Annotated in this window: 2 protein-coding genes (1 of these 2 running past the window's edge); both read left to right on the top strand. The window is 74.2% G+C overall.

Annotated features, from left to right (window positions below; genetic code table 11):
- Positions 1–16,600, top strand: the 3' portion of a protein-coding gene (locus ACFZDC_RS35315) for a type I polyketide synthase (RefSeq protein WP_391330291.1). It extends 1,880 nt beyond the left edge of the window; only the last 16,600 of its 18,480 coding nucleotides appear in the window; its start codon lies beyond the left edge, outside the window; its stop codon occupies positions 16,598–16,600.
- A complete protein-coding gene (locus tag ACFZDC_RS35310) occupies positions 16,593–26,690 on the top strand; it encodes a type I polyketide synthase (RefSeq protein ID WP_391330295.1) in 10,098 nt (3,365 codons plus the stop codon). Before ACFZDC_RS35315 ends, ACFZDC_RS35310 begins: the two co-directional genes overlap by 8 nt.

Below are 26,690 nucleotides of genomic sequence, written 5' to 3'. Positions count from 1 at the left end.
GGCGTTGTTCGCCGTCGAGGTGGCGCTGTTCCGGTTGCTGGAGTCGTGGGGTGTGCGGCCGGATTATGTGGCCGGTCATTCGGTGGGTGAGATTGCGGCCGCTCATGTGGCGGGTGTGTTGTCGCTCGAGGATGCGGCGAAGCTGGTGTCGGCCCGTGCCGCACTGATGCAGAAGCTACCCGCGGGTGGGGCGATGGTGGCGGTGCAGGCGACCGAGGACGAGGTGCTGCCGCACCTGACCGACGGCGTCGGTATCGCGGCGGTCAACGGCCCGGCGTCCGTCGTGGTCTCCGGAGCCGAGGATGCCGTGCTGGAGATCGCCGAGGTCTTCGCCCAACGGGGCCGCAAGACCTCCCGGTTGAAGGTCAGTCACGCGTTCCATTCGCCGTTGATGGACCCGATGCTGGAGGAGTTCGCAGAGGTTGTTCGCGGTCTGACGTTCAGTGAGCCGCGGATCCCGGTGGTCTCGAATCTCACCGGCCGCCCGGCCGAGGCGTACACCCCCGAGTACTGGGTGCGGCACGTCCGTGAGGCGGTGCGCTTCGCCGACGGCGTGCGGACCCTGCACGAGCTGGGCGTGACCACGTTCGTGGAGATAGGACCCGGCGGTGTCCTCAGCGGCCTGGCGCAGGGCTGTGTGGACGACATCGTCACCATCCCCGCACTCCGAGCCGACCGCCCCGAGCAGCAGGCCGTCGTCACCGCGCTCGCCCAACTGCACGTGCACGGCGTCTCCCCGGACTGGCGGGCGCTCTTCCCGGGCGCCCGGCGTATCGACCTGCCGACCTACGCCTTTCAGCAGCAGCGCTACTGGCTGGAGGCCCCCGAGGCCGGGACGGCCGCCGTGGACGCGGTCGACGCCGAGTTCTGGGCGAGCGTCGAGCGTGAGGACGCCCAGTCCCTCGCCGGCACGCTGGGGCTGAGCCCCGAGGAACTGGACGTCGTGGTCCCCAAGCTGTCCGCCTGGCGGCGCCAGCGACGCGAGCAGTCCGTCGTGGACGGCTGGCGCTACCAGCTGGCCTGGCAGCCGCTGAACGGCCTGTCCGCCGGCGACCTCTCCGGCAGCACATGGCTGTTCGCCGCACCCGAGGGCGACGAGTGGGCCGGGACGGTCCGCACGGCCCTTGCCGGACGTGGCGCGCACCTGATCCCGCTGACGGTCGGCGCCGACGCCGACCGCGCGTCCCTGGCCGGCGAGCTGACCCGGGCCGCAGCCGACGCCGGATCGCTCCACGGCGTCCTGTCGCTGCTCGCGACCGACGAGACCGCCTCGCCCGAGCACCCCGGGCTCTCTCACGGCCTCGCGCAGACCGTGACCCTGGCCCAGGCGCTGGGCGACGCGGGCGTCGACGCGCCGCTGTGGTGCGCCACCCGCGGCGCGGCCGCCACCGGCCGCTCCGACGACGCACCGCTCAGCGCGGTGCAGAACCAGGTGTGGGGCCTCGGCCGCGCCCTGGCCCTGGAGCACGCCCGGCGCTGGGGCGGCCTGATCGACCTGCCCGCGGTCGTCGACGAGCGCGCCGCGGGCCGTATCGCCGCCGTACTGAGCCAGGGAGCCGGCGCTGCGGACGGCCAGGAGGACCAGGTCGCCGTCCGCGCCTCCGGCGTGTTCACCGCCCGGCTCGCCCACGCCCGAAGCGGCGCCGGCCGGCCGTGGTCGCCGCGCGGCACGGTGCTGATCACCGGTGGTACGGGTGCGCTGGGCGGGCATGTCGCCCGCTGGCTGGCCGGTGCCGGTGCCGAACACCTGGTGCTCACCAGCCGTCGCGGCGCCGACGCGCCCGGCGCGAGCGGGCTCAAGGCCGAACTGGAGGAGCTGGGAGCGCGCGTCAGCCTCGCCGTGTGCGACGTCGCCGACCGCGACGCGGTGGCAGCGCTGCTCGCCGAGCACACCTTCACCTCCGTCTTCCACGCCGCGGGCGTGGAACAGTTCGCCCCTTTCGACGAGATGACGCCGACCGACTTCGCCCGCACGATGGCGGCGAAGGCCCGCGGCGCCGCGCACCTGGACGAACTGCTCGGCGACCGCGAGCTGGACGCCTTCGTCCTCTTCTCCTCGATCGCCGGCGTGTGGGGCAGCGGACTGCAGACCGCCTACGCGGCCGGCAACGCCTTCCTCGACGGGCTCGCCGCCCGGCGCAGGGCCCGGGGCCTGCCCGCCACCGCGATCGCCTGGGGCCCCTGGGCCGACGGCGGCATGGTCACCGACGCCGACGAGGAGCACCTGCGCCGCCGCGGCGTCGTCACCCTGCCCGCCGCACTCGCCGTGACCGCGCTCCAGCGCGCACTGGACTGCGACGACACCGCGGTCGTCGTGGCCGATATCGACTGGGAACGGTTCATCGGACCGTTCACCCTCGGCCGCCCGAGCGCCCTGCTGTCCGAACTGCCCGGGGTGCGCCGCGCCGGCACCGCCGCACCGGCCGGCGCCGCCTCTGGCGCCGCGCCCCTGGCGGCCCGGCTCGCCGGACTGCCGGAGGCCGAGCGCACTCAGACCCTGACGGACCTGGTCCGCGCGCACGTCGCGGCCGCCCTGGGCCACTCCTCGGCGGCGGAGGTCGAGCCCGACCGGGCCTTCAAGGACCTCGGCTTCGACTCCCTGACCGCGCTCGAACTCCGCAACAAGATCAACACGGCGACCGGCCTCGCGCTGCCGCCCACGCTGGTCTTCGACTACCCCAACGCCACGGTGCTCGCCCGCTTCCTGCAGAGCGAGCTGCTCGGATCGCAGGCCGCCGCGCCGCAGGAGCAACACGTTGCCGCCGACGACGAGCCCATCGCCATCGTGGCGATGAGCTGCCACCTGCCCGGCGGCGTCGACTCGCCCGACGCCCTGTGGGACCTGGTGACGTCCGGCGGCGACGCCATTTCCGAGTTCCCGTCGAACCGCGGCTGGGACGTCGAGGCCCTCTACGACCCGGACCCCGATCGCCCCGGCAAGACGTACGCGCGCGACGGCGGATTCCTCTACGGCGCCACCGACTTCGACGCCGGCTTCTTCGGGATCTCGCCGCGCGAGGCCCTGGCGATGGACCCGCAGCAGCGGCTTCTGCTGGAGACCTCGTGGGAGGCCTTCGAACGGGCGGGGATCGCCCCCGCGCAGCTGCGCGGCAGCCGGACCGGCGTCTTCGTCGGCGTGGCCTACCAGGGCTACGGAGCCGATGTGCGCCGTACGCCGGAAGGCGTCGAAGGGCACCGGCTCGTCGGCGGCGCGTCCAGCGTCGTCTCCGGCCGGGTGGCCTACACCTTCGGCCTCGAAGGCCCCGCTGTCACGATCGACACGGCCTGCTCGTCGTCCCTGGTCGCCCTGCACCTGGCCATGCAGTCGCTGCGCAACGGGGAGTGCACGATGGCCCTGGCCGGCGGCGTCACCGTCATGGCCGGCCCGAACGTCTTCGTGGAGTTCAGCCGCCAGCGCGGTCTGTCGCCCGACGGCCGCTGCAGGGCGTTCGGCGCGGACGCGGACGGCACCGGCTGGGCCGAGGGCGTGGGCGTGGTGCTCGTGGAGCGCCTCTCCGACGCCGTGCGCAACGGCCACGAGGTCCTGGCGGTGGTTCGGGGCAGCGCCGTGAACCAGGACGGCGCGTCCAACGGCCTGACCGCGCCCAACGGTCCGGCGCAGCAGCGGGTGATCCGGCAGGCGCTGGCCTCGGCCGGACTCGCTCCGGGCGACGTGGACGCCGTCGAGGCGCACGGTACGGGGACGACGCTGGGCGACCCGATCGAGGCGCAGGCGCTGATCGCCACGTACGGCCAGGAGCGGCCGGAGGACCGGCCGCTGTGGCTGGGCTCGCTGAAGTCCAACATCGGCCACACGCAGGCCGCGGCAGGCGTGGCAGGTTTGATCAAGATGGTCATGGCGATGCGCCACGGCATCCTGCCGCGGACGCTGCACGCGGACGAGCCGACGCCGCACGTGGACTGGTCGGCCGGTGACGTCCGGCTCCTGACCGAGGCTGTCGCATGGCCCGAGTCGGACCGCCCGCGCCGCGCCGCGATCTCGTCCTTCGGGGTCAGCGGCACCAACGCCCACACCATCATCGAGCAGGCCCCAGCCGCGGCGGAGCTGCCCCCCACGCCCGACTCCGGCGGACTCGTGCCGTGGGTGCTGTCGGGCAAGGGCGAGCCGGCGCTGCGCGCACAGGCGGCCCGGCTGGCCGGCCACCTCGACACGAAGGACGGCTGGACGGCTGCCGACATCGGCCTCTCCCTGGCCTCCCGCGAGACGTTCGAGGACCGCGCGGTGCTCCTGGCACAGGGCCCGGACAAGCTCCGGCAAGCCCTCACCGCCCTCGCCGCAGGCGAACCGGCGGCGAACGTGACGCTGGGACGCGCCCGCTCCGGCGGCAAGGTCGGCTTCCTGTTCTCGGGTCAGGGTTCGCAGCGGATCGGCATGGGGCGTGAGCTGTACGAGGTGTTCCCCGTCTTCGCCGATGCGTATGACGAGGTGTGTGCGCGTCTGGACGCGCCGGTCGACGTCGACGCCGAGACCCTGCACCGGACGGGGTGCACTCAGCCCGCGCTGTTCGCGGTCGAGGTGGCGTTGTTCCGGCTGCTGGAGTCGTGGGGTGTGCGGCCGGATTACGTGGCCGGTCACTCGGTGGGGGAGATCGCGGCCGCGCATGTGGCCGGGGTGCTGTCGCTGGACGACGCGGCGAAGCTGGTGTCGGCGCGTGCCGCGTTGATGGAGGCGTTGCCCGCGGGTGGGGCGATGGTCGCGATCCAGGTTACCGAGGCGGAAGTGCTGCCGCACCTGACCGACGAGGTCGGCATCGCGGCGGTCAACGGGCCTGGGTCCGTCGTGCTTTCTGGCTCCGAGGACGCCGTTCTCGACATCGCCGGGGTCTTCGCGCAACAAGGCCGCAAGACGTCCCGGTTGAAGGTCAGTCACGCGTTCCATTCGCCGTTGATGGACCCGATGCTGGAGGAGTTCGCCGAGGTCGTCAGCGGTCTGGTCTTCAACGAGCCGCGGATTCCCGTCGTGTCGAACCTCACCGGCCGGCTGGCCGAGGCGTACACGCCCGAGTACTGGGTGCGGCACGTCCGTGAGGCGGTGCGCTTCGCCGCCGGCCTGCACACCCTGCACGAGCTGGGCGTGACCACGTTCGTGGAGATCGGCCCCGGCGGCGTCCTCAGCGCCCTGGCGCAGGCCTGCGCGGACGACGCGGTTGCGGTACCCGTCCTGCGCGCAGACCGCCCAGAGCAGCAGGCCCTCGGCATGGCGCTCGCCGAACTGCACGTGCACGGCGTCACCCCGGACTGGCAGGCGCTCTTCCCCGGCGCTCACCGGGTCACCCTGCCCACCTACGCCTTCCAGCGCGAGCGCTTCTGGCTGGAAGGGGACGAGGACCTGGCCGCCGTCGGCACCCCGGCCGACGCTGCGGACTCCGGCTTCTGGGACAGCGTGGAGCGCGAGGACGCGGAGTCCCTCGCCGCGACCCTGGGCGTCAGCGCGGACGCCTCGCTCGGCGCGATCCTGCCCCGGCTGTCCGCGTGGCGCCGTCAGCGCCGTGAGCAGTCCGTGGTCGACGGCTGGCGCTACCGCGTCACGTGGAAGCCGCTCGGCGCGCTCCCACCGCCCGACGCCTCCGGGACCTGGCTGCTCGTCGTGGCCGGCGAGAGCGAGTGGACCGCCTCGGTCCGCGCCGCGCTCGGCGAGCGCGGCCTGGAACTGGTGACGCTCGTCGCCGGGCCCGGCACCGATCGTGGGACGCTGGCCCGCGAGCTGGCCGGCGTCGGCCCGGTGAGCGGCGTGCTGTCCCTGCTCGCCGAGGACGAGAGCGCCTCGGCCGGCCACCCCGGCCTGTCGCACGGCCTCGCCGCGACCCTCTGCCTGGTGCAGGCGCTCGGTGACGCGGGCGTCGACGCCCCGATGTGGTGCGCCACGCGCGGCGCGGTGGCCACCGGCCGCTCCGACCGCGTGGACCGCCCGCTGCAGTCGCAGGTGTGGGGCTTCGGCCGGGCGGCGGCACTGGAATACCCGCAGCGCTGGGGCGGACTGCTCGACCTTCCTGATCTGCTGGACGCCCGTACCGCGGCCCGCGTGGCCGCCGTCCTCGGGCAGGCGGCCGAGGACCAGGTTGCGGTCCGCGCCTCGGGTGTCTTCGGGCGCCGGCTCGTCCGGGCCGCCCGCGCCACCGGCCCCGCCCAGGGGTGGTCGCCGCGCGGCACGGTGCTGATCACCGGTGGTACGGGTGCGCTGGGCGGGCACGTCGCCCGCTGGCTCGCCGGTGCGGGTGCGGAGCACCTGGTGCTCACCAGCCGCCGCGGTCTCGACGCCCCCGGCGCCGCGGAGCTCGTCGCGGAACTGGAGGAGCTCGGCGCGGCCGCCACCGTCGTGGCCTGTGACGCGGCCGACCGTGACGCCCTGCGGGCGCTGCTGGCCGAGCACCCCGTCAACGCCGTCGTCCACGCCGCGGGCGTCGGCGACCACGTCATGATCGAGGACTCCGACCCGGCCGCGTTCGCCGGCACGGTGGCGGCCAAGGCCGCAGGTGCCACGCACCTGGACGCATTGCTGGCCGGTCAGGAGCTCGACGCGTTCGTCATGTTCTCCTCCGGCGCCGGCATATGGGGCGGTGCCGGCCAGGGCGCCTACTCGGCGGCCAACGCCTACCTGGACGCCCTCGCCGAGTACCGGCGGGCACGCGGGCGCACCGCGCTCGCCGTCTCCTGGGGCGGCTGGGCCGAGGGCGGCATGGCCGGCGTCGGCGACGGAGAGGAGATGCTGCGCCGCCGCGGCCTGCCCCCCATGCAGCCCGCCCTCGCGATCTCCGCGCTCCGGCAGGCGCTGGCCGACGACGAGACCGCCCTCACCGTCGCGGACTTCGACTGGGAGCGGTTCATCGCCCCGTTCACCGTCACTCGCCCCAGCGCCCTGCTCTCCGACGTGCCCGAGGCGCGCCGCGCCCTGGAGGCCCCGGCCTCCGGCGGCGCCGAAGCCGGCAACGCGCTCGCTGCCAAGCTGACCGCGCTGCCGGCGGGCGAGCAGGATCGCACGCTTGCGGACCTCGTCCGCACGCACGCGGCCGCCGTGCTCGGCCACGACGGTGCCGCGGCGGTGGAGCCCGGCCGGGCGTTCAACGACCTCGGCTTCGATTCGCTCACCGCCGTCGAACTGCGCAACAGGCTCACGGCCGACACCGGCCTGAAACTGCCCACCACGCTGGTCTTCGACTACCCGAACGCCACCGCCCTGGCCCGTTTCCTGCGCGCCGAACTGCTCGGTTCGCAGGGCGCCGCGCAGCAGGAGCAGCGCACGGCCGTCGCCGGCGACGAACCCATCGCGATCGTGGCCATGAGCTGCCGCCTCCCCGGCGGCGTCGGCTCGCCCGAGGACCTGTGGCAGCTCGTGACCTCCGGCGGCGACGCGGTCTCCGGCTTCCCCGAGGACCGCGGCTGGGACATCGGGGACCTCTACGACCCCGACCCGGGCACCCCGGGCAAGACGTACGCGCGCGACGGCGGCTTCCTCTACGACGCGGGCGACTTCGACGCCGCACTGTTCGGGATCTCGCCACGCGAGGCGCTCGCGATGGACCCCCAGCAGCGCCTGCTGCTGGAGGCCTCGTGGGAGGCGTTCGAGCGGGCCGGCATCGACCCGGCCTCGCTGAAGGGCAGCCCCACGGGCGTGTTCGTCGGCATGTCCTACCAGGGCTACGGCGCAGGCCTCCCGCAGGTGCCGGAAGGCGTCGAGGGCCACCTGCTCACCGGCAGCGCCGCGAGCGTCGTCTCCGGGCGCGTGGCCTACTCGTTCGGCCTGGAGGGCCCGGCCGTCACCGTCGACACGGCGTGCTCGTCGTCGCTGGTCGCCCTGCACCTGGCCATCCAGTCGCTGCGCAACGGCGAGAGCACGATGGCCGTCGCGGGCGGTGTGAACGTCATGGCCGTACCCGCCGCGTTCGTGGAGTTCAGCCGGCAGCGCGGGCTGGCCGCCGACGGCCGCTGCAAGGCGTTCGGCGCCGGGGCGGACGGCACCGGCTGGGCGGAGGGCGTGGGCGTGGTGCTCGTGGAGCGTCTCAGCGACGCCGTGCGCAATGGCCACGAGGTCCTCGCGGTCGTGCGGGGCAGTGCCGTCAACCAGGACGGCGCGTCCAACGGCCTGACCGCGCCGAACGGTCCCGCGCAGCAGCGGGTGATCCGGCAGGCGCTGGCCTCCGCCGGGCTCACCGAGGCCGATGTCGACGCGGTGGAGGCGCACGGCACGGGCACTGCTCTGGGTGACCCGATCGAGGCGCAGGCGCTGATCGCCACGTACGGTCAGGAGCGGCCGGAGGACCGGCCGCTGTGGCTGGGCTCGCTGAAGTCCAACATCGGTCACGCCCAGGCCGCGTCCGGCGTGGCAGGTGTGATCAAGATGGTGATGGCGATGCGCCACGGAGTCCTGCCGCGGACCCTGCACGCTGATGAGCCGACGCCGCACGTGGACTGGTCGGCGGGCGCGGTGCGGCTGCTGACGGAGGCCGTCGACTGGCCGGAGACGGACCACCCGCGCCGGGCCGCCGTGTCGTCCTTCGGTGTCAGCGGCACCAACGCCCACACGATCATCGAGCAGGCCCCGGTGGCCGAACCGGCCGCCGTCGCACCGGTCGAGGTCGCCTCGGCGACCGTGCCATGGGTGCTGTCCGGCAAGTCCGAGGCCGCGCTGCGCGCCCAGGCCGAGCGCCTGCTGTCCCTCACGGCCGACGGTGCCGCACCGTCCCTCATCGATGTCGGCTTCTCGCTGGCCACCACCCGGGCCGCCCTGGAGCACCGCGCCGCCGTGGTCGGTGCCGACCGCGGCCGGATCGCCGAGGGCCTGCGCGCCCTGGCCTCGGGGGCTCCCGCTCCCGGCGTCGTCCTCGGCCGCGCCGACGCCGGCCAGGTCGGGTTCCTGTTCTCCGGACAGGGCTCGCAGCGCATCGGCATGGGGCGGGAACTGTACGAGGCGTTCCCGGCCTTCGCGCAGGCGTACGACGAGGCGTGCGCCCACCTCGACCGGCACCTCGACCGGCCGCTGCGGGACGTGGCCTTCGGCGAGAACGGTCACGAGGACGGCGAGGAGCTGAACCGCACCGCCTTCACCCAGCCCGCGCTGTTCGCGCACGAGGTCGCCGTCCACCGGCTGCTGGAGTCGTGGGGCGTGCGGCCGGACTACCTGGCAGGGCACTCCGTGGGCGAGATCGCGGCCGCGCACGTGGCCGGGGCCCTGTCGCTGGAGGACGCGGCCGCACTGGTGACGGCTCGTGCCGCGCTGATGCAGGCCCTGCCCGCCGGCGGTGTCATGATCGCCGTCCAGGCCACCGAGGACGAGGTGCAGCCGCACCTCACCGACGGCGTCGGCATCGCAGCGATCAACGGCCCGGAGTCCGTCGTGGTCTCCGGGGCCGGGGACGCCGTAGCCGCCGTCGCGGACGTCTTCGCCCGGGAGGGCCGCAAGACCTCCCGGCTCACCGTGAGCCACGCGTTCCACTCGCCGTTGATGGACCCCGTGCTGGACGACTTCGCCCGCGTCGTCGGCGGTCTGCGCTTCGAGACGCCCCGGATCCCGGTCGTCTCGAACCTCACCGGTGAACTCATCGACGCGTATACGGCGGACTACTGGGTCCGGCATGTCCGCGAGGCCGTGCGCTTCGCCGACGGCATCCGCACCCTGGGCGAGCTGGGCGTGACCACGTTCGTGGAGACCGGCCCCGGCGCGGTGCTGAGCGCCATGGCCCAGGGCTGCCTGGACGGCGCGGTCGCCGTTGCCGCCGCACGGTCCGGCAGCCCCGAGCCCGAGGCGATCACCGGCGCCGTCGCGCAACTCCACGTGCACGGCGTCCCCGTCGACTGGCGGGCGTTCTTCGCCGGCCGCGGCGCCCGGCGCGCCGACCTGCCCACCTACGCCTTCCAGCACCAGCGGTACTGGCTGGAGACCACCGCGCCCACGGCCGCCGCCGTCGCGGGGACCGACGCCGTGGAGGCCGGGTTCTGGGAGACGGTGGAGCGCGAGGACGCCCAGTCCCTCGCTGCCACCCTCGACCTGCCCGCCGAGCAGCTGGACGCGGTGCTGCCCCGGCTGTCCGCGTGGCGCCGGCAGCAGCGCCGGGAGTCCGCCGTGGAAGGCTGGTCCTATCGCACGGGCTGGAAGCCGCTCAGCGGCCTGCGGGCGCAGGAACTGCCGGGCGACTGGCTGTTCCTGGTCACCGAGGACACCGAGGACACCGAGGACACCGAGGCCGGCGAGTGGACCGCCGCCGTCGCCGAGGGGCTCGCCGCCCGCGGGGCCCGGCTGGTTCGGGTGGCGGTCGACCCGGCCGCCGACCGCGGCGCACTGCTGCGGCAGCTCGGCGACGCCGTCCGCGAGAGCCCGGTCGACGGTGTGATCTCCCTGCTCGGCACCGACGAGCGGCCCCACGCCGGACACCCGGCCCTCTCCGTCGGCACCGCGCTGTCCCTCGCGCTCGTCCAGAGCCTGGGCGACGCGGGCATCGACGCCCCGCTGTGGGCGCTGACCAGGTCCGCCATGTCCACCGGCCGTGCGGACGCGGTGCCGAGCGCCGCCCAGAACGCCGTCTGGGGTCTGGGCCGGGTCGCCGCGCTGGAGCACGCGCCGCGCTGGGGCGGTCTGATCGACCTCCCGGACACGGTCGACGACCAAGTCGCCGGCCGCCTCGCCGCGGTGCTGGGCCAGTCGGCCGAGGACCAGGTCGCGATCCGCGCCCGCGGCGTGTTCGGCCGCAGGTTCTCCCACACCGCCGCCCGCCGGAACACGCGGGCCGGGCAACGGTGGTCGCCGCGCGGCACGGTGCTGATCACCGGTGGTACGGGTGCGCTGGGCGGGCATGTCGCCCGCTGGCTCGCCGGTGCCGGTGCCCAACACCTGGTACTCGCCGGCCGCCGCGGCCTCGACGCGCCGGGTGCGGCGGGTCTTGTCGCAGAGCTGGAGGCGACGGGGGTACGGGTCACCGTCGCCGCGTGCGACGTCGCCGACCGTGAGGCGCTCGCCGCGCTGCTCGCCGAGCATCCGGTGAACGCCGTCGTCCACACGGCGGGCGTGGACCACATGGAGCCGCTGGAGGCCATGACGCCGGGCACCTTCGCTGACGTGCTGTCCGCCAAGGCAGCCGGCGCCCTGCACCTCGACGCGCTCCTCGCCGGCCGGGAAATCGACGCCTTCGTCCTCTTCTCGTCCATCGCCGGCGTGTGGGGCAGCGGCTACCAGGCCGCTTACGCGGCGGCCAACGCCCTGCTCGACGGGCTCGCCGAACGCCGCCGGGCCCAAGGCCTGCCGGCGACCGCCGTGGCCTGGGGCCCGTGGGCCGGCGGCGGCATGGCCGAGGGCGACGGCGCGGACGAACGACTGCGCCGCCGCGGCCTGATCCCGATGCCCGCCGCACTCGCCGTGGCCGGCCTCCGGCAGGCGCTGGAGTCCGGCGAGGCGACCGCCACGGTGGCCGACGTCGACTGGGAGCGGTTCCTGCCCCCGTTCACGGTGGGCCGCCCGAGCGCCCTGCTCGGCGACCTTCCGGAGGCGGAGCGGATCCTCACCGCGGGCAGCACCGCCGGCGGGCCCGGCACGGCCGCCGCCTCGCCCTTGGCCGTCCGCCTCACCGGAATGCCCGAGACCGAGCAGCACGCGCTCCTGGTCGACCTCGTCCGCACGCACGCGGCGGCCGTTCTCGGCCACGGCGGCGCCGGCGAGGTCGAGGCCGACCGGGCCTTCAAGGACCTGGGCTTCGACTCCCTCACCGCCGTCGAACTGCGCAACAAGCTCAACGCCGAGACCGGCCTCGCCCTGCCTCCCACGCTGGTGTTCGACCACCCCAACGCGCAGGCACTCGCCCGGCAGCTGCGCACCGAGCTCACCGGTCTCACCACCGCGGCCGCCCCGGAAGCGGCCATCGCGCCCGCCGAGCACGACGATCCCATCGCGATCGTCGGCATGGCGTGCCGGTATCCGGGCGGGGTGCGCTCGCCCGAGGACCTGTGGCAGTTGGTGGCCGCCGGCGCTGATGCGGTCGGCGAGTTCCCGGCGGACCGGGGCTGGGACGTGGACGGCATCTACGACCCGGACCCGGACGCGTCCGGCAAGACGTACACGCGCAGCGGTGGATTCCTGTACGACGCGGGGGAGTTCGACCCGGGGTTCTTCGGGATCAGCCCGCGTGAGGCCGTGGCGATGGATCCGCAGCAGCGCCTGCTGTTGGAGACCACGTGGGAGACGTTCGAGCGGGCCGGCATCGACGCGGAGTCGGTGCGCGGCAGCCGTACCGGAGTCTTCGTCGGCTCCGGCTACCAGGACTACGCCGCCCAGGCCTTCCACGCGATCGACGACTCCGAGGGCTTCTTCGGTACGGGCAACTCCGCGAGCATCATGTCCGGCCGTATCGCCTACACCCTCGGCCTGGAAGGACCGGCCGTCACCGTCGACACGGCGTGCTCGTCGTCGCTCGTGGCCCTGCACTGGGCGGTCCAGGCCCTCCGCAACGGCGAGTGCTCCATGGCGCTGGCCGGCGGCGTGATGGTCATGTCCACCCCGCGGGCCTTCGTGGAGTTCAGCCGCCAGCGCGGGCTGGCCCCTGACGGCCGGTGCAAGGCGTTCGGCGCCGGCGCCGACGGCACCGGCTGGGCCGAGGGCGTCGGCATGCTCCTGGTGGAGCGGCTGTCCGACGCCCGCCGCAACGGGCACCGGGTGCTGGCCGTCGTCCGCGGCAGCGCCGTCAACCAGGACGGCGCGTCCAACGGCCTGACCGCGCCCAACGGCCCCGCGCAGCAACGGGTCATCCGCCAGGCACTCACCTCCGCGGGCCTCACCGCCGCCGACATCGACGCGGTGGAGGCGCACGGTACGGGGACGACGCTGGGCGACCCGATCGAGGCGCAGGCGCTGATCGCCACGTACGGCCGGGAGCGGCCGGAGGACCGGCCGCTGTGGCTGGGCTCGCTGAAGTCCAACATCGGCCACGCGCAGGCGGCCGCGGGTGTCGGCGGCATCATCAAGATGGTCATGGCCATGCGCCACGGGGTCCTTCCGCGGACCCTGCACGTGGACGAGCCGACGCCGCACGTGGACTGGTCGGCCGGTGACGTCCGCCTGCTGACCGAGGCCGTGGAGTGGCCGCAGACCGGTCACCCGCGCCGGGCCGCCGTGTCGTCCTTCGGTGTCAGCGGCACCAACGCGCACACCATCATCGAACAGGCCCCGCCGGCCCCGGCCGAAGAGGCCACCGCCGCCCCGGCCCCGGCCCTCCTGCCGTGGGTGCTCTCCGCCCGGAGCAGCGCTGCGCTGCGCGACCAGGCACGACGGCTGCTGGCCTGCGTGCAGGACGGCACGTCACCGGCCGACGTCGGCTTCTCGCTGGCCACCACCCGCAGCGCCCTGCGCCACAAGGCGGCCGTCATCGGCGAGAGCTGCGACGACTTCCGCCGCGAACTGGGCTGCCTGGCCGCCGGAACGCCGTCGCCCGGAGTCGTCCAGGGCCGGCCGGGCGGCAAGGTCGGCTTCCTGTTCTCGGGTCAGGGTTCGCAGCGGATCGGCATGGGGTGTGAGCTGTACGAGGTGTTCCCCGTCTTCGCCGATGCGTATGACGAGGTGTGTGCGCGTCTGGACGCGCCGGTCGACGTCGACGCCGAGACCCTGCACCGGACGGGGTGCACTCAGCCCGCGCTGTTCGCGGTCGAGGTGGCGTTGTTCCGGCTGCTGGAGTCGTGGGGTGTGCGGCCGGATTACGTGGCCGGTCACTCGGTGGGGGAGATCGCGGCCGCGCATGTGGCCGGGGTGCTGTCGCTGGACGACGCGGCGAAGCTGGTGTCGGCGCGTGCCGCGTTGATGGAGGCGTTGCCCGCGGGTGGGGCGATGGTCGCGATCCAGGCCACCGAGGCGGAAGTGCTGCCGCACCTGACCGACGAGGTCGGCATCGCGGCGGTCAACGGGCCTGGGTCCGTCGTGCTTTCTGGCTCCGAGGACGCCGTTCTCGACATCGCCGGGGTCTTCGCGCAACAAGGCCGCAAGACGTCCCGGTTGAAGGTCAGTCACGCGTTCCATTCGCCGTTGATGGACCCGATGCTGGAGGAGTTCGCCGAGGTCGTCAGCGGTCTGGTCTTCAACGAGCCGCGGATTCCCGTCGTGTCGAACCTCACCGGCCGGCTGGCCGAGGCGTATACGCCCGAGTACTGGGTGCGGCACGTCCGTGAGGCGGTGCGCTTCGCCGACGGCCTGCACACCCTGCACGAGCTGGGCGTGACCACGTTCGTGGAGATCGGCCCCGGCGGCGTCCTCAGCGCTCTGGCGCAGGCCTGCGCGGACGACGCGGTTGCCGTACCCGTCCTGCGCGCCGACCGCCCCGAACGGCAGGCACTCGTGACGGCCCTGGCCCATCTGCACACGCACGGCGTGTCCGTGGACTGGAATGCGTTCTTCCCCGGTGCGCGGAAGACCGACCTGCCGACCTACGCCTTCCAGCACGAGCGGTACTGGGTCGACGCCCCGGAAACGGCTGCCGCCGCCGCGGTGGCGGACCCGGTGGACGCGGAGTTCTGGGAGACCGTGGAGCGCGAGGACCTGCAGGCCCTCGCGGAGACCCTCGACATCGGGGCGGGGGACGCGTTCAGCGACGTGCTGCCGAGGCTGTCGTCATGGCGGCGGCAGCGCAAGGAGCAGTCCACCGTGGACGGCTGGCGCTACGGCGTCACCTGGAAAGGGATACCCGACCCCGCCCCGGAGGGCCCTGCGCGCAGCGGTATATGGCTGGTCCCGGTCAGCGCCGCGCAACTCGGCGACGACTGGGTCACCGCCTGCCTCCGCGGGCTGACCGAGCAGGGCCTGGCCCCGCTGCCGGTCCCGGTCGAGCCGGCCACCGGCCGTGCGGAGCTGACCGCGCAGCTCGCCCGAGCGGCCGGTGACGAAACCGTGGCGGGCGTCCTGTCGCTGCTCGCCGTCGACGGCGGGGCCGCCCCGGCAGCCGCCGCACTGACCGTCGGCGTCGCGCTGTCCGTCCTGCTCGTCCAGGCCCTCGGCGACGCGGGCATCGGCGCCCCGCTGTGGTGCGCGACCCGGAACGCGGTGGGCGTGAGCACCGCCGACGAGGCGACGGACCCGTACCAGTCCCAGGTCTGGGGTCTGGGCCGGGTGGCGGCGCTGGAGCACGCGCCGCGCTGGGGCGGTCTCGTGGACCTTCCCGGCACGGTCGACGACCGGGTCGCCGGCCGCCTCGTCGCGGTGCTCGGCCAGTCGGCCGAGGACCAGGTCGCGATCCGCGCCCGCGGGGTTTTCGCGCGGCGCCTGTCGCGTCTGCCCGCGGCCAGGAGCGACCGTTCGTGGTCGCCGCGCGGCACGGTGCTGATCACCGGTGGTACGGGTGCGCTGGGCGGGCACGTCGCCCGCTGGCTCGCCGGTGCGGGTGCGGAGCACCTGGTGCTCACCAGCCGCCGCGGTCTCGACGCCCCCGGCGCCGCCGGCCTCAAGGCCGAGCTGGAGGAGGCAGGCGTACGCGTGACCGTCGCCGCCTGTGACGTGGCCGACCGCGAGGCGCTGGCCGCGCTGCTCGCCGAGCACCCGGTGGACGCCGTCGTCCACACGGCCGGCACCGCCGAGGCGGGCATGCTCACCGGGACGAGTCTCGGCGACTTCGCGGCGACGGTCGCCGCGAAGGCCCTCGGGGCCGTACACCTCCACGAACTGCTCGGCGATCAGGAGCTGGACGCCTTCGTCCTCTTCTCCTCCATCTCCGGCGTATGGGGAGGCGGCGGGCAGGCCGCGTACTCGGCCGCGAACGCCTTCCTCGACGGCCTGGCGCAGCACCGGCGGGCCCGGGGCCTCGCCGCGACCGCGATCGCCTGGGGCCCGTGGGGCGAGGGCGGCATGGTCGCCGACGCCGGGGACGAGGAGCGGCTGCGGCAGCGCGGCCTGATCATGCTGCGGCCGGACCGGGCGATCTCCGCGCTGCACGGTGCGCTGAGCGGCAAGGACGGCACGGTCACCGTGGCGGACGTGGACTGGGAGCGGTTCGTCGTCCCGTTCACCGTCAGCAGGCCGAGCGCACTGCTGAGCGACCTGCCCGAGGTCAGGGACGCCCTCGCAGCGGAGCCCGCCGAGCAGGCCGCGGAGCCGTCCGCGCTCAACGCGAAGCTGTCCACGCTGTCCGAAGGCGAACAGCAACGCCTGCTCGTGGACACGGTGTGCGCACACGCGGCGGCCGTACTCGGCCACAGCGGCTCCGCGGCGGTGGAACCGGACCTGGCGTTCCGGGACCTCGGCTTCGACTCCCTGACCGCGGTGGAGCTGCGCAACCTGCTCGCCGCCGACACCGGCCTTACCCTGCCCGCGACGCTGGTCTTCGACCACCCCACGCCCGAGGCGATCGCCCGCTACCTGCGGAGCGAACTCGCCGGCGGGACGGGCCCGGAGGAGGTGTCGGTCTTCAGCGAGCTCGACCGGCTGGAGTCGGTGATCTCGACGGCCGCCTCGGCGGAGGAGACGGTCCGGTCGGGGGTGCGCAGGCGGCTGCAGGAACTGCTGTCCCTGGTCAACTCCGCCGGAGAGCAAGGCGTGGAATCCGCCGATGCGCAGCGACAGCTCCAGGACGCGACGATCGACGACATCTTCGATCTGATCGATCAAGATCTAGAAAATTCCTAGTTCTTGGCGCTCTACCTTTAACGACAGCCGAGGACGGATGAGGCGGATGAGCAGCAACGAAGACAGGCTTCTCGACTATCTCAAGCGCGTCACCGCAGACCTTCGTCAGGTCCGGGAGCGCCTTCGCGAGGTCGAGGAGAAGGACCAGGAACCCATCGCGATCGTCGGCATGGCGTGCCGGTATCCGGGCGGGGTGCGCTCGCCCGAGGACCTGTGGCAGTTGGTGGCCGCCGGCGCTGACGCGGTCGGCGAGTTTCCGGCGGACCGGGGCTGGGACGTGGAGGACATCTACGACGCGGACCCGGAGGCGACGGGGAAGACGTACGCGCGGCACGGCGGATTCCTGTACGACGCGGGGGAGTTCGACCCGGGGTTCTTCGGGATCAGCCCGCGTGAGGCCGTGGCGATGGATCCGCAGCAGCGCCTGCTGTTGGAGACCACGTGGGAGACGTTCGAGCGGGCCGGCATCGACGCGGAGTCGGTGCGCGGCAGCCGTACCGGAGTCTTCGTCGGCTCCGGCTACCAGGACTACGTCAACCTCCTGGTCGGGGTGGGCGGCGAGTCCGACGGTCATCTCGGGACCGGCAACTCCGCCAGTGTGATGTCCGGCCGTATCGCCTACACCTTCGGCCTGGAGGGCCCGGCGGTCACCGTCGACACGGCGTGCTCGTCGTCGCTCGTGGCCCTGCACTGGGCGGTCCAGGCCCTCCGCAACGGCGAGTGCTCCATGGCGCTGGCCGGCGGCGTGCAGGTGATGACCACGCCTACCGCGTTCGTGGAGTTCAGCCGCCAGCGCGGGCTGGCCCCTGACGGCCGGTGCAAGGCGTTCGGCGCCGGCGCCGACGGCACCGGCTGGGCCGAGGGCGTCGGCATGCTCCTGGTGGAGCGGCTGTCCGACGCCCGCCGCAACGGGCACCGGGTGCTGGCCGTCGTCCGCGGAAGCGCCGTCAACCAGGACGGCGCGTCCAACGGCCTGACCGCGCCCAACGGCCCCGCGCAGCAACGGGTCATCCGCCAGGCCCTGGCATCGGCCGGCCTGTCTCCCGCCCAGATCGACGTCGTGGAGGCGCACGGTACGGGGACGACGCTGGGCGACCCGATCGAGGCGCAGGCGCTGATCGCCACGTACGGCCGGGAGCGGCCGGAGGACCGGCCGCTGTGGCTGGGCTCGCTGAAGTCCAACATCGGCCACGCGCAGGCGGCCGCGGGTGTCGGCGGCATCATCAAGATGGTCATGGCCATGCGCCACGGGGTCCTTCCGCGGACCCTGCACGTGGACGAGCCGACGCCGCATGTGGACTGGTCGGCCGGTGACGTCCGCCTGCTGACCGAGGCCGTGGAGTGGCCGCAGACCGGTCACCCGCGCCGGGCCGCCGTGTCCTCCTTCGGTGTCAGCGGCACCAACGCGCACACCATCATCGAACAGGCCCCGCCGGTCCAGGACGAGCAGCCCGCGGGGACCGACCCCGACGGCCCCCTGGCATGGGTGCTCTCCGCCAGGAGCGACGCTGCCCTGCAGGCCCAGGCGGCCCGGCTGCTGCCCTGCGTAAGGGGCGAGGTCCGGCCGCAGGACGTGGGGCTGTCGCTGGCCACGACCCGCGCGGCCATGCGTCACCGGGCCGCGGTCGTGGGGGAGAACCGTGCGGAACTGCTCCTCGGGCTGCAGGACCTGGCCGCCGGGACCCCTTCGGCCCGTGTGCTGCTGGGGCGCCCGGCCGGCGGCAAGACCGGCTTCCTCTTCTCCGGGCAGGGATCGCAGCGCATCGGCATGGGGCGCGAGCTGTACGAGGCGTTCCCCGTCTTCGCCGCCGCCTACGACGAGGTGTGCGCGCGTCTGGACGCCCCGGTCGACGTCGACGCCGAAACGCTTCACCGGACCGGGTGCACCCAACCCGCGCTCTTCGCGGTCGAGGTGGCCCTGTTCCGGCTCCTCGAATCCCTGGGCGTCCGGCCCGACTTCGTCGTGGGCCACTCCGTGGGCGAGATCGCCGCCGCCCACGTGGCCGGTGCGCTGTCCCTCGACGACGCGGCGAAGCTGGTGTCCGCCCGCGCCGCGCTGATGCAGGCTCTGCCCGCGGGCGGCGCGATGGTCGCCGTGCAGGCCACCGAAGAGGAAGTCCTGCCCCACCTCACCGACGGGGTGAGCATCGCCGCGCTCAACGGCCCCGCGTCGGTGGTGGTTTCCGGTGACGAGACGGCGGCCCTGGCGATTGCCGCGGCCTTCGCGGAGCAGGGCCGCAAGACGTCCCGGCTGAAGGTCAGCCACGCCTTCCACTCGCCTCTGATGGACCCGATGCTGAAGGAGTTCGCACACGTCGTCCGTGGCCTGGCCTTCGAGAAGCCGCAGCTCCCCGTCGTCTCCAACCTCACGGGTCAGCTCGTCGAGTCCTACACCCCCGACTACTGGGTCCGGCACGTCCGCGATGCCGTCCGCTTCGCCGACGGCATCGAGACCCTCGGCGACCTGGGTGTGAAGACCTTCATCGAGATCGGCCCCGGTGGCGTCCTCAGCGCCCTGGCGCAGGCCTGCGCGGACGACGCGGTCGCCGTGCCCGTCCTGCGCGCCGACCGCCCCGAACGGCAGGCCCTCGTCACGGCTCTCGCGCACCTGCACACCCACGGCGTCGCGGTGGACTGGAGCGTCTTCTTCGCCGGTGCGCGGAAGACCGACCTGCCGACCTACGCCTTCCAGCACGAGCGGTACTGGGTGCAGACCCCCGAGCCCGCCGCTGCCGCCGCGGCGGTGGACCCGGTGGACGCGGAGTTCTGGGAGACCGTGGAGCGCGAGGACCTGCAGGCCCTCGCGGAGACCCTCGACATCGGGGCGGGAGACGCGTTCAGCGACGTGCTGCCGAGGCTGTCGTTATGGCGGCGGCAGCGCAAGGAGCAGCCCGCCGTGGACGACCGGCGCTACCGCGAGTCGTGGAAGCGGCTGGGCGAGCTCGCTCCGGCCGGCATCGGCGGCACCTGGCTGTGCGTCGTGCCGGAGGAGGAGAACGAGCAGACCGCCGCGGTCCGCACCGCGCTCACCGCCCGCGGCGCCACGCTGAAGACGCTGGTCGTCGGCGCGGCGAACGACCGCGCCGGCCTGGCCGCGGAGCTCGCCGGGATCGGGCCGGTCGACGGCGTGCTGTCCCTGCTCGTCACCGGCGACCCCGTGCTGCCCACCCTGCTGCTCGTCCAGGCCCTGGGCGACGCGGGCGTCGACGCACCGCTGTGGTGCCTCACCTCGGGCGCGGTGGCCGTGAGCGGCTCCGACGCCGTACGCGACGCCCGGCACGCCCAGGTCTGGGGGCTGGGCCGCACCGTGGCCCTGGAGCTGCCCCGGCGCTGGGGCGGCCTGATCGACCTGCCGGAGTCCGTCGACAACCAGGCCGCCGCACGCCTGGCCGGCGTGCTGGGACAGGCACTGACGGGCCCGTGGGAGGAGGACCAGCTCGCCGTCCGCGCCTCCGGCGTCTTCGCCCGGCGGCTCGCCCACGCACCGGCACGGGCGGCCACCCGCCGCTGGCAGCCCCGCGGCACCGTCCTCATCACCGGTGGTACGGGCGCGCTGGGCGGCCACGTCGCCCGCTGGCTGGCGCACGGCGGCGCCGAACACCTCGTCCTCGCCGGCCGCCGGGGCGCGGACGCCCCGGGCGCCGCCGCCCTGCGGGACGAGCTGGAGGCCCTCGGCGCCCACGTCACGCTCGCCGCCTGCGACGTGGCCGACCGCGACGCCGTGGCGGCCCTGCTCGCCGAGCACGCCTTCACCGCCGTCGTGCACGCCGCCGGGATCGCCGGCGCCGGCATGGTGGACGCCACCACGCCGGCCGCCTTCGCCGCCGCGCTCGCCGCCAAGGCCGGCGGCGCGGCGCACCTGGACGAGCTCCTGGGTGACCAGGAGCTCGACGCTTTCGTCCTCTTCTCCTCCATCGCCGGCGTCTGGGGCAGCGGCGGCCAGGCCGCCTACGCCGCCGGCAACGCCTTCCTCGACGGCCTCGCCCGGCAGCGCCGCGACCGCGGCCTCACCGCGACCGCCGTCTCCTGGGGCCCCTGGGCCGACGGCGGCATGGTCGAGGACGGCGACGACGAGGAGCGGCTGCGCCGCCGCGGCCTCCACGCGATGACCCCCGCATCGGCGATCACCTCCCTGCAGCGCGCGCTCGACCGCGACGAGACCCTGCTGACCGTGGCCGACGTGGACTGGTCACGCTTCATCGAGCCGTTCACCCTCGGCCGGCCCAGCCCGCTGCTCGGCGACCTCCCCGAGGTACGCGCGACGCTCGCTCAGGACGCCCCCGAGTCGGGCCACGGCTCCGGGGCGCTCGCCGAGAGCCTGGCCGGGCTGTCGCACGAAGACCGCGCACGCGCCCTCGTGGACCTCGTGCGCACGCACGCCGCCGCCGTCCTCGGCCACCGCCAAGTGGGCGCCGTCGAAGCCGACCGGCCCTTCAGGGACCTCGGCTTCGACTCCCTGACCGCGGTGGAACTCCGCAACCGGATCAACGAGGCCACCGGCCTCGCCCTGCCCACGACGCTGGTCTTCGACCACCCCACGGCCGCGGACCTCGCCGCCCACCTGCTCGCCGAACTCACCGGCGGCCAGGACGCGCAGGCCACGACCGCGGCGGCCGCCGCGGTGCTGGACGAGCCGATCGCCATCATCGGGATGGCCTGCCGCTACCCCGGCGGCGTGCGCTCGCCCGAAGACCTGTGGGAACTGGTCGCCTCCGGCCGCGACGCGATCTCCCGATTCCCCGGCAACCGCGGCTGGGACGTCGAGGCGCTCTACCACCCGGACCCCGACCACCCCGGCACCACGTACACCACCCAAGGCGGATTCCTGCACGACGCGGACGAATTCGACCCCGCCGTCTTCGGAATCAGCCCGCGCGAGGCCGTCGCCATGGACCCGCAGCAGCGCCTGCTGCTGGAGACCACCTGGGAGGCCTTCGAGCGCGCCGGGATCGCCCCCGACGCGATGCGCTCCACCGCCACGGGCGTCTTCGTCGGCTCCGGCTACCAGGACTACACCGGCCGCCCGCTCAAGGTGCCCGACGGCGTCGAGGGCTACCTCCCCAGCGGCAACGCGGCCAGCGTCATCTCCGGCCGGCTCTCCTACACCTTCGGCCTGCAGGGGCCGTCGGTCACCGTCGACACCGCGTGCTCATCGTCGCTGACCGCCCTCCACCTCGCCGTGCAGGCGCTGCGGGGCGGCGAGTGCTCCATGGCACTGGCCGGCGGCGTGATGGTGATGGCCGGGCCGTCCGCGTTCACGATGTCGAGCCGGCAGCGCGCGCTGTCCGCCGACGGCCGTTGCAAGGCGTTCTCCTCGTCCGCCGACGGCACCGGCTTCGCCGAGGGCGTGGGCCTGCTCCTGGTGGAGCGGCTCTCCGACGCCCGCCGCAACGGGCACGAGGTCCTCGCCGTCGTGCGGGGCAGCGCGGTCAACCAGGACGGCGCCTCCAACGGGCTGACCGCGCCCAGCGGCAAGGCCCAGCAGCAGGTCATCCTGCAGGCACTCGCCAACGCCCGGCTCGACCCGGATGGGATCGACGCCGTGGAGGCCCACGGCACCGGAACCCGGCTCGGCGACCCGATCGAGGCGCAGGCGCTGCTGGCCACGTACGGCAAGGAGCGTGCCGAGGGCCGGCCGCTGTGGCTGGGCTCGCTGAAGTCCAACATCGGCCACGCGCAGGCGGCCGCGGGCGTCGGCGGCGTCATCAAGATGGTGATGGCCATCCGCAACGGCATCCTGCCGCAGACGCTGCACGTCGACGAGCCGACCCCGGACGTCGACTGGGCCGGCGGGAACGTACGCCTGCTGACGGAGCCGACCGCCTGGCCCGACCACGCCAGGCCCCGGCGCGCGGCTGTCTCCTCGTTCGGGATGAGCGGCACCAACGTGCACACCATCATCGAGCAGGCCCCGCAGACCAGGGCCGACGAGGACGAGCAGATCCCCGAAACACAGGACGCCACCACCGCCCTGCCCGTGGACGTGTTCCCGTGGGCGCTGTCCGCGAAGACCGCGCGGTCCCTGCGCGAGCAGGCACACCGGCTGCTGGACCACCTCGACCGCACAGAAGGGCTCTCCCTGCCCGACGTCGGCCGCGCTCTCGTCACCACGCGGACGCGGCTGGAGCAGCGGGCCGTGGTCGTCGGCGGTGACCGGCACGAGCTGCGGGCCGGGCTCGCGGCTCTCGCCGCCGGCAAACCCGCGGACACCGTGGTCCAGGGCACCGCCGCAGCCTCCGGCAGGGTCGTCTTCGTCTTCCCCGGTCACGGCTCGCAGTGGACGGAGATGGCCCGCGAACTGCTGGACACTTCCCCGGTCTTCGCCGAGCAGGCGAAGGCCTGCGCCGAGGCGTTCGCCCCCTACGTCGGCCGGCCGCTGCTCGAGGTCCTGCGCGCCGAGCCCGGCGCACCGAGCATGGCCGAGGTGGAGGTCGCCCAACCCGCGCTGTTCACGGTGATGGTGTCGCTGGCCGCCCTGTGGCGCTCCTACGGTGTGACGCCTGCCGCCGTCGTCGGCCACTCGCAGGGCGAGGTCGCGGCCGCGTACGTCGCGGGCGCGCTGACGCTGGACGACGCGGCCCGGATCGTGGCCCTGCGCAGCCGCTCGCTGGCCAAGCTCATGGGCAAGGGCGCGATGCTCGCGGTCGCCATGCCCGCCGACCGGGCCCGCGCGAGACTGGAGAAGTACGGGGACCGGCTGTCGGTTGCCGCCGTAAACGGACCCGCCGCCCTGACCGTCTCCGGAGAGCCCGACGCGGTCGACGAACTCCTGGCGGAACTCGCGGACGAGGGCGTGCGCGTGCGCAAGGTCCGCGGCGCCACCGGCGCCGGGCACTCCGCCCAGGTCGAGAGCCTGCGCCCCGAACTGCTCGAGCTGCTGGCCCCGGTCGTGCCGGGCGCGGCGGACGTCCCCTTCTACTCCACGGTGACCGGCACGGCGCTGGACACCACCGCCCTGGATGCCGAGTACTGGTACCGCAATGCGCGGCACACGGTGGAGTTCGAGCGGACCGTACGGACGCTGCTGGCGGACGGGCACGGGGTGTTCGTCGAGTGCAGCCCGCACCCGCTGCTGGCCGGCGCCGTGCAGGAGATCGCGGAGGAGGCCGGTGCCGACGCCGTGACCGGCGCCTCGCTGCGCAGAGACCAGGGCGGCATGGACCGCTTCCTGCGCTCCGTGTCCGAACTGCACGTGAGCGGCGTACACGTGGACTTGACGGTGCCCTTCGCCGGGCGTCCGGTACGGCGCGTGGACCTGCCGACGTACGCGTTCCAGCGGCAGCGGTACTGGCTGGAGAGCGCCGACCCGGTGCCTGCGGGCGCCGATCCGGCCGAAGCCGGGTTCTGGGAGCTGGTGGAGAACACGGACCTGTCCGGGCTCGCCGCTGAACTGGGGGCGGACGACGCCGCCCTCGTCGGCCCGGCGCTGCCGGTGCTGTCCGCATGGCGTCGGCGCAGCCGCGAGAAGTCCACGGTGGACGGCTGGCGCTACCGCGTCTCCTTCCGGCGGCTGACCGACCACCCGGCCCCCCGCCTGGACGGCCTGTGGCTCGCCGTCCTCCCCGCCGGACTGGCGGACGAGCAGTGGGCGCCCTGCGTGGTCGGCGTGCTCGGTGCCCACGGTGCCAAGGTGCGGGTCGTCGAACTCCCCGTCGACTGCGACCGCGCGCAGGCCGCGAGCCGACTCGCCGAGGAACTCGGCGGCGAACAGCCCACCGGTGTCCTGTCGATGCTCGGCCTCGCCCCCGGCTGCCACCCGGCCCACCCGACGTTGTCCGCGAGCCTCGCCACGACCGTCACCCTGGTCCAGGCGCTGGGCGACGTGGACGTCCAGGCACCGCTGTGGTGCGCCACCCGCGGAGCCGTGTCCACCGGAGCCACCGACCCGCTGCGCGACGCCGGCCAGGCACAGCTCTGGGGCCTGGGCATCGTCGCCGCACTGGAACTGCCCCGGCGCTGGGGCGGTCTCGTCGACCTGCCCGAGAAGCTGGACGAGCACGCACTGCGCCGCCTGGCAGGAGTGCTGGCCCAGCACGACGAGGATCAGCTCGCCGTACGTGTCGACGGCGTGTACGGCCGACGCATGGTCCGGGCGCGGCCCGCCGACGCGGAGCCCGCGACACCGTGGCAGCCTCGTGGCACCGTCCTGGTCACCGGCGGAACCGGCGGCGTGGGCCGGCACCTCGCCCGTTGGCTGGCCGGCGCGGGCGCGCAGCACGTGGTGCTCACCAGCAGGAGCGGGCCCGACGCCCCCGGTGCCCAGGAACTGCACGCGGAGCTGACCGCCCTGGGCGCCGAAGTCACCATCGCCGCCTGCGACATCGCCGACCGCGATGCGGTCGCGCGGCTACTCGCCGGCATCGAGTCCCGGCACCCGCTCACCGCGGTGCTGCACGCCGCGGGCACGGCACGGTCGTCCATGCTGGCCGACGCCGGTCTCGACGAGTTCGCCGAAGCCGCGGCCTCCAAGGTCACCGGCGCCCTTCACCTCGACGAGTTGCTCGACGGCCGTGAGCTGGACGCGTTCGTCCTCTTCGCCTCCGGTGCCGGCGTCTGGGGCAGCGGTGGGCAGGCCTCCTACGCCTCCGCCAACGCCTTCCTCGACGCCCTGGCACTGCGGCGGCGGGCCCGCGGCCTGACCGCGACCTCGATCGCCTGGGGCGGCTGGGCGGGCGGCGGCATGGTCGACGACGCGGTCCAGGAGCGCGGCGAGAGGCGGGGCCTGGGCGCCATGGCTCCCGAGCTCGCGATCTGCGCCCTGCGCCGGGCCGTCGAGCACCACGAGGCGGCCCTCACCGTCGCCCCGATCGACTGGGAGAAATTCCTGCCCGCCTTCACCGTGGGACGGCCCAGCCCGCTGCTGGCCGACCTGCCTGACGTGCAGCGGCTCCTGGAGGCCGAACAGGCCGTCGGCGAGGAGACCGGCGCGGGGACGGAGCTGGCGACCGAGCTCGCCGGACTCGCCCCGGCCGAGCGGGAGGAACGGCTGCTGGAGCACGTCCGCTCCCACAGCGCCGTGGTCCTCGGTCACGCGTCGGCCGAGGACGTGCTGCCCACCGCGCACTTCCTGGAGCTCGGCTTCGACTCGCTCACCGCGATCGACCTGCGCCGGCGCCTGTCGGCGGCGACCGGTCTCCACCTGCCCGCCGGACTGGCCTTCGACCATCCCACGCCCGCCAGGCTCGCCAAGCACCTGTTGACCCGCCTCCAGGATTCCGGCCGCGGCGCGGCGCAGGAGCGGCCCGCCGACATGCTGGTGCAGCTCTACCGGCACGCGAGCGAGAACGGGACGGCCGCCGAGGCCATGGGGATGCTGATGGAGGCGGCCCGCTTCCGGCCTTCGTTCGAGCGGCCCGAGGAACTGGCCCAGCGGCCCGCCCCGGTACGGTTGTCGCAAGGCGACCGTCCCCTCGCGCTGATGTGCTTCTCGCCGTACGTCGTACCGGCCGGGGCGCACCAGTACGCGCGGTTCGCCACACCCTTCCGCGACCGGCTGGACATGTGGGCGCTGGTCCACCCCGGTTACGAGGAGGGGGAGCCGGTCCCGTCCGATCTGGACGTCGTGCTCCGGCTGCACGCGCAGACCGTACGGGAGTGCGCCGGCGGAAAGCGGGTCGTCCTGCTCGGCTACTCCTCGGGCGGCTGGATCGCCCACGGCGTGGCGGCACAGCTGGAGGCCATGGGCGAGCAGCCGGCGGCCGTGGTGATGGTCGACAGCTTCAGCCGAGAGGTCCCCTTCGACCACCAGGTGCTCAACGCGATGGCCCAGGCGCAGTCGCAGCGCCTGGACTTCATGAGGTCCGGCGGCGAACAGCTCACCGCGATGGGCCGCTACATGCGCCTGTTCGACGACTGGGCCGCGCCGCAGATCGCCGCGCCGACCCTGCTCGTACGGGCGAGCGAGCCCGTGCCGGCCGGCGGATCGGACGGCGACGGGCGGGCGGCACCCCCCGAGCACGTGGACACGATCCTCGAAGTGGCCGGAAACCACTACTCGATGTTGGAGGACCACGCCGGCACCACCGCGGCGGCAGTGGCTTCCTGGCTGGGGGATGTCGTCACCGATGCGCCCGGCCCCGCCGCACCTTGA

It is taken from the genome of Streptomyces sp. NPDC007905 (assembly GCF_042959345.1).
Lineage (GTDB): Bacteria > Actinomycetota > Actinomycetes > Streptomycetales > Streptomycetaceae > Streptomyces.
The sequence above is the reverse complement of the archived record's forward strand: the minus strand, read 5'-3'. Positions and strand labels throughout refer to the sequence as shown.